Genomic DNA, 12746 nt, shown 5'->3' with positions numbered 1-12746 from the left:
AATAGAGTATAATAGATGCCTTTATACTCACTTCGAGTATAAAAAATCAAGACATCATTTCACTATGGGTAGCTTGGAACCAGAAAGACGGCGTTCATCCATCACCGCGGCGCGAAACCGGAACAGCTTTGCCGGCCTTCCCGCCAACCCAGAGGAAAAATGGCCTGTTTCCTCAACCAAATCCTGCTGTTCGATGAATCTCCGAAAATTGGGTTTATGAAAATTCACCCCCGCTAAAGCCTCCATGGCTTGTTGAAGCTCCAAAAGAGTAAACTCCCTTGGCAAAAGCTCAAAAACCACCGGCCGATATTTAATCTTAGCACGCAAGCGCGCGATCGCCGTGGCCAAAATTCGACGATGGTCATGGGTCATTTCCCGCCCAGGAACCGTGGGGCCCGCGACCACACGGTCTCGCCGTGCCTCGGCTACAATCCCAACCTCCCACAGCAATTCATAACGCTGCAACACAAGCTCATCGTTCCATTCCGGCCCTGCCCCAAACAGTCCGGCGATACGGGCTTTCCGAACGGCCGAATTTCCAGCCCACTTCCCCAAACAATCCAACAAGAATGCACGACAGGGCGTACCATTGCGCGTATCTTCCCACGGGAAATAATCATACCAACTACGCCAAAGCGCGCCGGGATACTTGGCGGCCTCCTCTCGGCTAAGGCCCAGATATGAAATGGAGATGCTACGCGCGGCATCCGCCCGCTGGTCTGCGAACGTATAAAGCTGCTCGACATATCCTAGCGGATGGTGGGTTTGCTGCTCAACCCAAGCTCTCAAACCTGCCTGGAGGCTTTTATGTCCTGTCCTCAAAGGACCAGACGGCAAAGAAAACCCATCCGCGAGGGTAAGGACACGCGGCTCCGCATTCGTGACCGCGACCAAAACCGCAATCAGATCAGCCTCAATTACATTGTCGCCCATATGCGCCAATACCAGATAAGGCTAATTTAAGGAGGTCTAATGAAATAAGCATGCGCCTCCTTTCCGGCCTTCCATATATCACTGACTAATAGACTTCTTCACGATACCACAGGCTATGTCTTGTGCTTCTTCCCTTGGAAAAGCGCCAACAACACAACCAAAAGCTTTATTAAAAATGACAATCAATTTAAGGTTGAAAGTCTCTCCTCACAACTTGTCCCGGTTTCTAATCCTCAGCAACCGTTCAAAAGACAACAATGCCGTCTTCGGGCGGCGGAATCAAAACAGGAAATAACGTTGTGTCATCGGCAAGCTTTCCGCTGGTTCGCAAACAAGTAGTTCACCATCCGCGCGTACTTCATAGGTTTCCGGGTCCACCTCTATGACAGGCATCGCATCGTTATGGATCATGGCCTTTTTACCAATCCCCCCCCGCACATTTTTTACCGCCTCCAAGGGACGAGTCAGCTTTAATCGGTGGCCGATATCGTCTTGCAGGGCAGCCTGCGACACGAATAATAGGGAGGATTCAACGAGCGCCCTCCCATATGCCCCGAACATCGGGCGATAATGCACCGGCTGCGGTGTGGGAATCGAGGCATTGGGATCCCCCATCTGCGCCATGGCGATGCTCCCACCCTTCAACACCATATCTGGCTTGATTCCAAAAAACGCGGGCGACCACAAAACCAAATCCGCCAATTTACCTGCCTCCACGGAACCGACATGGCTGGACAGGCCTTGGGCAATAGCCGGGTTGATCGTATATTTTGCAATATAACGCTTGATACGCGCATTGTCGGCCCCGCCATCTCCCGGCAGGCCGCCACGCTGAATTTTCATTTTATGCGCTGTCTGCCAGCAGCGTATAATCACCTCACCGACACGTCCCATGGCCTGGCTATCGGAAGAGAACATCGAAAGCACACCTAAATCGTGCAAAATATCCTCGGCGGCGATCGTCTCCTTGCGAATTCGTGATTCGGCGAAGGCAATATCTTCGGGGACCGTTCCATCCAGATGATGGCAAACCATGAGCATATCGAGATGCTCATCAAGAGTATTCACCGTATAGGGGCGTGTCGGGTTCGTGGAACTCGGCAAAACATTCGGCAACCCCGCGACACGAATAATATCCGGCGCATGTCCGCCACCCGCCCCTTCAGTATGAAAAGCGTGGATGGTGCGCCCCTTGAAAGCCGCTATGGTATCTTCCACAAAACCGCTCTCATTCAACGTGTCGGTATGAATCATCACCTGCACGTCAAACGCATCAGCCACCGAAAGACAATTATCGATCGCCGCGGGCGTTGTTCCCCAATCCTCATGCAGCTTAAGCGAAGATGCGCCCGCCCGGATCATCTCTTCCAAGGCCGCGGGCTGGCTTGCATTTCCTTTACCCGTAAATGCGAGATTCATGGGAAAAGCCTCAGCCGCTTGCAGCATCCGCGCCAGATGAAACGGCCCCGGCGTGCAGGTTGTGGCGGCTGTTCCAGTGGCCGGTCCCGTTCCTCCACCGACCATGGTGGTAATGCCCGCGGCCAGCGCTTCTTCAATCTGCTGCGGACAAATGAAATGGATATGGGAATCAATGCCACCGGCCGTGACAATCTTTCCCTCGCCCGCGATCACCTCAGTGCCGGGCCCGATGACAATATCCACCCCTGGCTGTATATCCGGATTCCCGGCCTTTCCAATTTTTTTGATTCTTCCAGCAACAATGGATATATCGGCCTTCACGACCCCCCAATGGTCGATAATCAAGGCATTGGTGATCACCGTATCCGCGGCACCTTCAGCATTGGTCATCTGGGACTGGCCCATGCCATCGCGAATGACCTTGCCACCGCCGAACTTCACCTCATCCCCATAAACGGTGAAGTCTTTCTCGACCTCGGCGAATAATTCCGTATCCGCCAGCCGGACACGGTCCCCAACCGTGGGGCCAAACATATCCGCATAGGCGGCACGGGAAATACGGGCCATTAATCAGCACTCCCCATGGTCAAACCACGAAACCCAAAAATTTTTCTATTCCCGCGATAAGGGATCAAAACCACTTCCCTGCTCTGCCCTGGCTCGAAACGTACGGCCGTTCCCGCCGCGATATCGAGCCGCTTACCCCGCGCGGCAGCCCTATCGAAGGCCAAGGCGGCATTGGTTTCCGCGAAATGGTAGTGGCTCCCCACCTGGACAGGCCTGTCTCCGGTATTGGCCACAACCAAAACCATCTTTTCCTGTCCTGCATTGAGTTCGATCTCACCATCCTGTGTCATGACTTCCCCGGGAATCATCTGACAGGCTCATGCACGGTGACAAGCTTGGTCCCATCCGGAAAAGTCGCTTCAACCTGTACGTCATGGATCATCTCGGCAACCCCTTCCATCACCTGATCACGCGTCAGCACATGCGCGCCAGCCTCCATCAATTCCGCCACACGCTTACCGTCTCGCGCGCCTTCCACCACGAAATCAGTGATCAAGGCCACGGCTTCAGGGTAGTTCAGCTTCACCCCCCGCTCCAGACGTTTCCGCGCGACAATCGCGGCCATGGCCACCAGCAACTTGTCCTTCTCCCGACTTGTCAGGTTCACGATCTTTTCCTTAACTTTGCCACACGCGCGGCAGCGCGCCATTTCCCAGCATCGACAACGCAGCCGTCACAACTCGCCTGAGGGACGCCGAATCAGCCGCCAACAGCCGCAACAATATCATACCATCATGTGTGCTGAGCCCCGCAACATGCCCGGACAGCGCATTCTGTACTGCCGGCAATTTGGCCATCATCCCATCTCCAACGGCAATCAGGCTGGCCATGGCGCGGGCCCCGTTCCCTATGCCGGGCCTGTCGAGCCGGGCAAAGACATGCCCTTCGACCCTGGATACATCCCGCCAAACCAGCCTTTCCTCACGCCGCAAAGTGATTTTATCGGACAAGCTCCCCCGCTCGATTACCTCTCCCATGGCAAGCCGCCCAAAAACCAGCCCTTCAACCCCCACGAAACTGGCGCCCTCAGCCAAGTCGATCTCCAAGCTTCGCTTGAGGCCGAAGCCATCGAACAAAATGGTTTCCTGGGGAAGATACATCAAATGCGCCCCAGGACCGGCGATCAATCTGGTTTCGACGCGCGTTACCTCTCCAAGAGAGCGGTAAATCCGTTCCGCGGCCTGGGTCGTAAAAACCGCCTTTGCGCCCGCCATCAGCTCCATCTTGACACTGGCCGTATCTCCCCCCGCCATTCCACCTGAAATATTGATGGCGACCAGTTCAATGGCGTCTCCCGTCCGGATGCAGCGCGCCTTCAAACTCCCTCGCTGGTAAAATCGGGCTAATCGATGCCGTTCACCTTGCAGCGCCACCGCAAGGTCCAGCCCCCCTTCCGCCCTTTGGTGCGGAACGTCTGACAGACAGGCGGAGGAGGAGATGAAATTCATAACTCCAAGTTACCGGTCCATCCGGTACGCGCAAGAGGGCATTTATTCCGCCTCTCATTGCTTCCTGCTTGATTTGCCTTGCTTTTAGCTCAACACTCCACCCCAACGCCAAAAACCGGCATCATGGCTTTCCACGCAGTTGGCCCCCTCAAAACCGCAACAACAACGCCGCTTGTACATATTGCGCATGCCAATTGCTTGACACGACAGCCCCATAATGCGCGTGGATACGCCACTGGCCACGCTTGACATCCAACCCTACCCCTGCCCGGCCACTTACGAGAGACAGGCGGGACGATGAAAAATCGAACCGACTACCGTCCCGTGCCTCCATTGTCGCGTCCGGTCCAGGATTTGTGGCATTCACGCTCAACCCGGCCTCAATCTCCGGAATCACCTCGATTCCGGAGGAGGTCGTACAATGTTTGAAGGCCGTTAAACTCATATAAGGCGCCACATACGTGCCCTGAAACGCCGACAGATGCAGGGCGAGGTCTTGGCTGGCGGCAATCTCTTGGGCATTTCCCATGGCTAAATGGCTGAGCGTCATCCCCACGGCCGGACGCACATCACCGCCCCAGACAAAAAGCGGCATCCCAACCTGCATGGCGGCGGAAACAATATTTCCATGCTCATCTCCACTCGCGTTCCCCACCCCCGTGGGGCGGGTCGTGGTCATGCTGATCAATCCACCCGAAACCGCACCGCTGATCACGACACGACCAACAGGCATATATCCATAAGTTCCCAGCCTGATCGTCCTCAGCGAAGCCTTGCCGCCGGACTCGTCCTCGATATTCGAGGCACCATATCCCACAGCCAAACCGAGGTGCGCCCGCCCCACCGCGCGCGCCATTCCGGCCCAAAATCCTCCGCCACGCGAATCATAGCGACCATCGGTGGAGAGATCGCCGCCGGTTACCGTCAACCAACCTCCCATACGGCAGAAGCCACCAGCCAGCGCCGTGACGATGGCGTTTTTTTGACCCGTCTCCCCTGCGGGCACATCGGCGCAACCGCCCTGATCATCATATTGCCCGATTCCCCGCCTTAATAAGGCCAACCCGGCCTCCGTGCTGTCCAATGTCAACACCTGTCCGGCCGCGGCAAACAAACTTCCATCAGGTGGCGCCACAACCAAGGGACCGGCAATGGCCAATGCGGCGCTCTTCCCATCCGCGACCGCCACCGACGCGGTCGAATTGATCAACGAGCGATCATGCTGGGACGCATTGCTGGTTTCCACATCGGCAAAATCCCCCTGAACACCACCCGATGCCGTCAAAAAATCATAGCTGGACGGTTCATAGGTGCCGGGCGACAACACATAGGCCAGCGTACCCGCCAAATGCGCCGTACCGGAAACAACCAGATGATTCATACCGCGCGGCGTCACCACCACCCGCAATGTCCCGGTATCCGTCTGGGTGAAATCGCCCGTTATGATAAGCGGCGCGCCCACCAGCCCCGCCGTCAACATGCCTTCGTTCACGACCTTTCCCACGTCCCAATTGCCACTCACGGTCCAGACGGCATTCTGCTGTACGGCAAGCATCCCATTTTGCAGGCCCGTGATAGCCCCGGAGAAATATCCATGCCCCGTCAAGGTGACAGCGCTGGCCGTGCCATTTCCCGCGATAGCGCCATCAACCTCACTGCCGGTTGATAATATGACGCTGCTACCCCCACCATTCAGACGAATGGCATCGCCCCCCATGCCCGCGATGATGGTGCCGCTATTCTCGATCGTCGAAGAACCGGCCACTTCAAGGCCGGTCGAGCCTGAGATCGTGCCCGCGTTCACGATCTCGCTTCCCACCCCGGCGACCACGCCATCCACTCCCCCGGAGATGACACCCCCCGCCTGATTGGTAAGCCGACCGCCCAGGCCAAGCACCGCCCCGTCCACCCCTCCGGCAATGGTTCCCGCATTGTCCAGGCCGCCGTCCTTGGTGAACCGCGTACCGTCCTCCCCTCCACGGATCACGCCATCATTAACGACCCGGCCGCCCTGGCCAATATCGATCACGCCATCGCGCCCACCCGCCAGAACGCCATGATTGCTGACAGTGGCGTTCCCCATCAGGTAAGCGCCAAACAGATCTCCGCTGACAAGCCCGGCATTGGTGATAACAGCGCCATCGCCACCGGCGTAAACACCGGAATACCCGCCAAGCAATTCTCCCTTGGCCGCATTCACCAGCGTCCCACCGGAATAGAGCGACACGGCATCGCCCGACTGCGCCGAAATCGTGCCACTATTCTGCACCACTCCAAGGCCGTTGCCGGTGTAAACGCCAATATGCCCACCGAAGATCGAGCCTTCATTGCTTACCGTTCCCCCACGATTGAGGCTGACACCATCATATCCAGCGGAAATCTGCCCGGTATTGGTGACCTCCCCCACGTCTCCCTCGACCCGCACGGCATAGCTGCCCGCATGAATCAGCCCGTTATTCACCAATTCCCCGCCTTGGCCGAGCGAAACGCCGACCCCCGATGCACTGGAGATTTGGCCATTATTGACCAGTTGCACCGGAAAATCCGCGGCGACAACCACTCCCCCCACGCTCCCCAGGCTCACGCCGGTTTCTATTTCAACCGGTCCGATATAATGATCGAGCGACACACCGCTTGACTGGCTGGTATCGATCACGTTTTGCGCCAAAGCCGGCAAACCAAGGGACAAAACCGCGGGAAAAGCCAGAAGCGGCGCGCAACCAACCCTGGATAGGCGCCACGCGGCATTCTGTAACTCGGAATTCATCGAGGCCACCCTCAAAAAGCCCCCTTTGCGGCACAAGCACGACCTGAGATTGTGCCGATCCTAGCCCCTTCATCCTCAACGGCCCGTTAATCGCTCACCTCAAGGATGAACGCGCCCCTCTTCGCCGCCCATTCCAGACCATCACGCCAAAACGCCGCGACCCTTGCCTCTGGCGCCCGGGCAGCGTAAGCCCCGGCCTCACGATCATTCAGTATTCAATCCGCAAGGTAGTATTATGAAGCAGCAGGCAAACCTCATCCGCGCTGGCCAGGTCATCGAACACGACGGGGCGCGTTGGACCGTGCTGAAACAGCAGATCATTACCCCCGGCAAGGGAGGCGCCTTCATTCAGGTCGAAATGCGCAATCTGAAGACCGGCAACAAGACCAATGAGCGCTGGCGTACCGCCGACACCGTTGAACGCCTAACCACCGAGGATCGCGACTATACTTATTCTTATACGGACGGTGACAATCTCGTCCTGATGGATCCTGAAACTTTCGAGCAATTCATGGTGCCCATGGCGCTTCTGGGCGATTCCGCGCCCTTCCTGCAAGACAACATGCCGGTCGTCGTGGCTCTCGTCGAAGGCGACCCGGTCGGCATCACCCTCCCCCCCCACGCGACACTCGAAGTCGTCGAGGCAGACCCGGTGGTGAAGGGCCAGACCGCCTCCTCTTCCTATAAGCCCGCCAAACTCTCCAACGGCGTGAAAACGCTGGTGCCCCCCTTCATCGAAGCTGGGGAACGGATCGTCGTCCGCACGGAAGACGGGTCTTACGTCGAACGCGCCAAAGGCTAAAACCAGGCTCCCATAGCCCAATTTCCGGACGCGGCGGACAAGCCGGCGTCCCGGACGCCGTTTCGGCTTTTCATTCGGGATATTTCACCATGATGCCACGTCTCTCCGCGCATATGACGGTGATGCATAATGCCGCCAACAAAGCAGCCAAACGCCTGCTTCGGGATTTCATGGAGGTCGAAAATCTCCAGGTTTCCGTAAAGGGGCCTGGGGATTTCGTCAGCCAAGCGGACATACGCGCCGAACAGACGCTGCGTGAGGAATTGGAAAAAGCCCGCCCTGGTTATGGGTTTCTGATGGAGGAAAGCGGCGCCTCTGGGTCCGATAAATGGTCCTGGCGCTGGATCGTGGACCCGCTGGATGGCACCACCAACTTCCTACACGGCATCCCACATTGGGCGATTTCAATCGCCCTGGAAAAACGCCTGCCGGACAACGGCACCGAAATCACCGCGGCCGTGGTCTATTGTCCGGTGAATGGCGAAATGTTCTGGGCCGAAAAAGGCGTCGGCGCCTACCTCAACGATAAACGCCTGCGTGTTTCCGCGCGACGTGAACTCCACACGGCCCTGTTCGCCACCGGTATTCCCTTCGCCGCCACCTCGGGCGCCAACCGTTTGGCCTTCGCCCGTACACTGGGCGCATTGATGCCCGTCACGGCTGGTGTCCGCCGTTTCGGCTCCGCGGCCTTGGACCTCGCCTGGGTCGCGGCCGGACGCTATGATGGGTATTGGGAAATGGGCATCAAGCCGTGGGACATCGCGGCGGGTATGCTAATTGTCCGTGAGGCGGGGGGCTATGCCACCGATGGCGAAGGCAAGGACAATGTAGACAGCGTCGTGGTCGCCGCCAACCCGCATCTCCACCCCAAGCTCCTTGAACTCGTTCAGGACGGTCTGGCGGTCAAGCGGGGTTAAGGCTAGTTTACCGGGCGTGAACAAGGCACTCTGGCTACCCGGTCTCGTCGTCCTCATCCCTGCCTGGGCAAATGCCCAGGTTTCGGTGAATCCCGCCGCGCTGCAACAGCTTCGCGGCCTCCCTCCTGCCGCCTCGGCGTCCGCCCTCCAGCCCGTCACGGCAAAGCCGCCCGCGCCCGCCCATGAGCAACCGGCTGCTCATAAACATCCCAAGCCGCATCACCCGGCCAAGCCCGCCAACCCGGCGCCGCTTCCACTTCCCCCTCCCTCTCCCGATTCACCAGCGGTCAGCCAGCCTCCCTCACCGCCAAGCGCCAAACCGGTTGAGCATAAGCCGTCGGCTCCACCCGTGGCGCGGCTTGCCTTCGCGCCCGGCAGCTCAGCCCTGCCCGCCGATGCCACCAGCATCCTCAAACCCTTCTGCTCACCCGATGCGCGGGTTCCCATACTGACCCGCGTCCCGGCGGATTCCACAGATGCCTCGGGCAGCATGCGTCTTGCCATGGCCCGAGCCTTCGCCCTCCGCGACGCACTCATCGCCTGCGGTGTGAAGCCGCAAAACATCATTCCCCGCGCCATCGGCGGTACCCCCGGCGCCGATAACAACGAAGCCTTGATCGGAGCCAGCGCGAAACCATGACCAAGCCCACCAATTACCTCATCCGCATGATCCTCTTCTGCGTGGTGATCTATGGCGGCGCGGTGGCGCTCTCTCCTGTCTTGGCGCATTTCTTCATGGCCAACCCAGTGGTCAATTCGGTTATTTTCGTGGTTGAAATTTTCGGTGTGGTCTGGAACATCCGCCAGGTTCAAAAGCTTTACCCAGAACTTGCCTGGGTGGAGGATTTCCGGCGCAATCGCCCTAAATTGGTGGAATCCCCGCCTCCCGCCTTGCTGGCCCCCATGGCGCGCATGCTGCATGGCCGGGCCGACGGCGAACGGCGCATCACTTTGTCCGGCCAGTCCATGCGCACGATCCTGGATGGCGTTTCCACCCGGCTCGACGAATCGCGGGAACTCTCACGCTACACAACCGGCGTCATGATCTTCCTTGGCCTGCTTGGCACCTTCTGGGGGCTTCTGCACACCGTATCTTCCGTGGCGGCCGTGATAAACGGCATGAATCTCGTGGGCGGCGGCGACGTCAACGCCATGTTCGAGCAGTTGAAAATCGGCCTGTCCAAACCCCTGGCTGGCATGGGCACGGCTTTTTCCTCATCCATGTTCGGTCTGTCCGGAGCGTTGATCCTGGGGTTTCTGGACCTTACCGCCGGGCAGGCGATGAACCGCTTTTTCAATGAGCTGGAGGAATGGCTTGCCTCCCTCACCCGCCTTGGCACAGGCGCCCTGGCCGGAGACGGTGAGGCCAGCGTCCCCGCTTATGTTCAAGCCTTGCTTGAACAGACCGCTGAAAACATGGACCAATTGCAGCGCGTTCTGACCCGCGGAGAAGAAAGCCGGGTACAAGGCAATAACGCCCTGCGTGCCCTGGCGGACCGCATGGCCGACCTTGGCGACACGCTGCGTCTGCAACAGCAACTCATGGAAAAAGTGGCCAGCGCGCAGATCTCCCTCAGCCCGCTTCTGAGCAAATTATCAGACGGCAAGAGCAACGCCGACGATGTCGCCCGGGCGCATTTGCGCAATATCGAGCTTCTGCTCAACCGGTTCATCACTGAATCAGAGCAAGGCCGCAGCCAAAATATTTCAGATTTACGCAGCGATCTCAAGATTCTCACCCGCACTGTTTCGGCGCGGCTGGATGAGTCTAGAAACCATGAGTAACAAACGGCGCGGCGGGGGAACGAATGGGCTTGATGCCTGGCCAGGCTATGTGGATGCCCTGTCCACGCTGCTCATGGTCACCATCTTCGTCTTGCTGGTCTTCGTTCTGGCGGAGGCTTTTCTATCCTCAGCCCTCAAAGGGTCAGATAACACGATCAGCCAATTGAAGGAGCAAATCGCACAGCTGACTCAAAGCCTGTCGATGCAGACCACGAAAAACGCCACACTCTCCCAGGAACTGACCGCCCTGAATGCTCAGCTCGCCACTGTTCAGGCAGAAAACACAACCCTGAATCAACAGCTTAGCTCAGACAACACCACCATCACCTCCTTGCAGGGCGCGCAAAAATCCCTTCAGGCGCAGCTCTCCGACGCGCAAGCCCAAGCCGCTTCAGCGACTGGGCGCATTGCAAGCCTGCAAGCCCAGATGCAGACAGTCAACGGCACCGGCCTTCAGTCCAAATTATCCGATGCGCAAAAGCTGAACCAGCAGGAGCAAGCGCAAATCACCCTGCTCAACCAGCAATTAGCCGCCTTGCGTGCCCAGTTGGCGGCACTGCAGGTGGCATTGGACGCAGCCAAGAGCGCGGACGAGAAAGACAAGGTGCAGATCACCGATCTCGGTAAACAGCTTAATGAGGCTCTCGCCCGGAAAGTCGCCGAACTGCAGCAATATCAAAGCGTCTTTTTCAAGACACTCTCGGAAAGCCTGCAAGGCGAAAAGAACATCAAGGTGGTCGGAGACCGTTTCGTATTCGAGAGCGATGTACTGTTTCCCGTGGATGAAGCCACCATCACCCCCGCGGGAAAAGTAGAAATTGCCAAAGTTGCAAAGGCGGTCAAGGAAATCGCCGCGAAAATCCCTCCGAATGTGAATTGGGTGCTCTCCGTGGATGGCTATGCCGACGCACAACCCATCAGAGGCGGACCCTATAAATCCAATTTTGATCTTTCCACCGCCCGCGCGCTCGCGGTACTGGATCTTCTCGTCGCCAATGGCGTCCCGTCGCAAAAGTTGATCGTCTCGGGCATGGGCTCGAACAACCCAATCGCGCCAGGCAACACGGCCGCCGATTATGCACAAAACCGGCGTATCGAGTTTCGCCTGACCACACCGTGAAAAAAACCGCTCACGCCACAGGAACGGGGAAGCGCATGAGCCAGGTTTCGGAGCAAAAGGCTAGCCTCCGGCGCTTGATGCTGGAAAAGCGGGAAAAACAGCAATCCAGTCTGGGCGCCAATCTGGCGGAACATGTCCTGGCCAGCGGGCTCATTCCACACCAGGCCATCATCGGTGGTTTCATGCCCATGCGCGGCGAGATCGATATTATGCCCTTGCTGCATTCCCTGCACCAACGGGGACAGCTCTTGGCCTTGCCGGAAACACCGCCGCCAGGCCAAGCCTTGATCTTCCGTGCCTGGACGCCAACCACCAAGATGCTGCCGGGCCGCTATAACACCCAGCATCCGGATGCGCCTCTTCTTACGCCGGATTTCCTGCTCATCCCCCTTCTGGCATTTGACGTCTCAGGCAACCGTCTTGGCTATGGCGGCGGATATTATGACCGAACATTGGCCGCTTTGCCCGGCGTGTTCCGTCTTGGCTGCGCCTATGCGATCCAGCAAACCGCCGCCATCCCCACCGAGCCCACGGACCTGCCATTGCACGCCCTCGCCTCGGAAACCGGCATCACGCTCTTCCGCCAGCCCCCATTAAAACCTGAACACCCATGATAATTTCAGATTGACTTGACCACAGGCCAGATCATGGAATGGGCATGTCCAACCGAACACTTTGAACAGAAAAGACCAAGGGCATGACACAAAATCAGACAACCACCCCTCCCCTGAAATCGCCGCCAGGATGGCAATGGGCCCCGGATGGAAAATCCATCACTCGGACGGTCACCTTCAAGAATTTTACCGAAGCCTTTTCGTTCATGACCTACGTGGCGCTCTTGGCGGAGAAAGCCGACCATCATCCAGACTGGTCAAACACTTATAACAAGGTGAGCATATCCCTTTCCACCCACAGCGCGGGCGCCGTCACGGAAAAAGACATGCAACTTGCCCGCGCCATCAACGACTTCATCCCCAATCAGGAATAA

The 12746-nt window shown here is 57.9% G+C and carries 13 protein-coding genes; 7 read left to right on the top strand and 6 right to left on the bottom strand.

Translation table 11 applies throughout. The features are described from left to right. Positions 1-54: 54 nt before the first annotated feature. From AB7D48_RS08415 to AB7D48_RS08390, 6 genes are all read right to left on the bottom strand, one after another. Positions 55-933 (bottom strand): NUDIX hydrolase, encoded by an 879-nt coding sequence (locus tag AB7D48_RS08415; protein ID WP_427977656.1) that lies wholly within the window; start codon positions 931-933, stop codon positions 55-57. Positions 934-1212: 279 nt separating this feature from the next. Next, positions 1213-2919 (bottom strand): urease subunit alpha, encoded by a 1707-nt coding sequence (gene ureC, locus AB7D48_RS08410; RefSeq protein WP_427977654.1) that lies wholly within the window; start codon positions 2917-2919, stop codon positions 1213-1215. After that, a complete protein-coding gene (locus AB7D48_RS08405; RefSeq protein ID WP_427977652.1) occupies positions 2919-3227 on the bottom strand; it encodes an urease subunit beta in 309 nt (102 codons plus the stop codon). Before AB7D48_RS08405 ends, ureC begins: the two co-directional genes overlap by 1 nt. Beyond that, a complete protein-coding gene (locus AB7D48_RS08400; protein WP_427977649.1) occupies positions 3224-3526 on the bottom strand; it encodes an urease subunit gamma in 303 nt (100 codons plus the stop codon). Before AB7D48_RS08400 ends, AB7D48_RS08405 begins: the two co-directional genes overlap by 4 nt. Before the next feature lie 10 nt (positions 3527-3536). Next, positions 3537-4367 (bottom strand): urease accessory protein UreD, encoded by an 831-nt coding sequence (locus AB7D48_RS08395; protein WP_427977647.1) that lies wholly within the window; start codon positions 4365-4367, stop codon positions 3537-3539. A gap of 148 nt (positions 4368-4515) precedes the next feature. Then, positions 4516-7134, bottom strand: coding sequence for an autotransporter outer membrane beta-barrel domain-containing protein (locus AB7D48_RS08390; RefSeq protein ID WP_427977645.1), 2619 nt, complete (start codon positions 7132-7134; stop codon positions 4516-4518). Between the two features lie 235 nt (positions 7135-7369). On the opposite strand from AB7D48_RS08390, the gene efp reads away from it, so the two are divergent. From efp to AB7D48_RS08355, 7 genes are all read left to right on the top strand, one after another. Then, positions 7370-7936, top strand: coding sequence for an elongation factor P (gene efp, locus AB7D48_RS08385; protein ID WP_427977642.1), 567 nt, complete (start codon positions 7370-7372; stop codon positions 7934-7936). Between the two features lie 89 nt (positions 7937-8025). Further along, complete coding sequence (locus tag AB7D48_RS08380) at positions 8026-8853, top strand: inositol monophosphatase family protein (RefSeq protein WP_427977640.1); 828 nt, start codon at positions 8026-8028, stop codon at positions 8851-8853. A gap of 16 nt (positions 8854-8869) precedes the next feature. Continuing rightward, positions 8870-9493 (top strand): hypothetical protein, encoded by a 624-nt coding sequence (locus AB7D48_RS08375; RefSeq protein WP_427977638.1) that lies wholly within the window; start codon positions 8870-8872, stop codon positions 9491-9493. Next, positions 9490-10638 (top strand): flagellar motor protein MotA, encoded by a 1149-nt coding sequence (locus AB7D48_RS08370; RefSeq protein WP_427977635.1) that lies wholly within the window; start codon positions 9490-9492, stop codon positions 10636-10638. The genes AB7D48_RS08375 and AB7D48_RS08370 overlap by 4 nt, the downstream gene beginning before the upstream one ends. Continuing rightward, on the top strand, positions 10616-11758 hold the full coding sequence (locus tag AB7D48_RS08365) for a peptidoglycan -binding protein (RefSeq protein WP_427977632.1): 1143 nt from the start codon (positions 10616-10618) through the stop codon (positions 11756-11758). Before AB7D48_RS08370 ends, AB7D48_RS08365 begins: the two co-directional genes overlap by 23 nt. Before the next feature lie 35 nt (positions 11759-11793). After that, positions 11794-12372, top strand: a complete 579-nt coding sequence (locus AB7D48_RS08360; protein WP_427977629.1) for a 5-formyltetrahydrofolate cyclo-ligase — start codon at positions 11794-11796, stop codon at positions 12370-12372. A gap of 83 nt (positions 12373-12455) precedes the next feature. Then, entirely contained in the window at positions 12456-12746 is a 291-nt protein-coding gene (locus AB7D48_RS08355; RefSeq protein WP_427977627.1) for a 4a-hydroxytetrahydrobiopterin dehydratase, read from the top strand.

It is taken from the genome of Acidocella sp. (genome assembly GCF_050253495.1).
Lineage (GTDB): Bacteria > Pseudomonadota > Alphaproteobacteria > Acetobacterales > Acetobacteraceae > Acidocella.
This window is presented reverse-complemented; position numbering and strand designations above follow the sequence as displayed.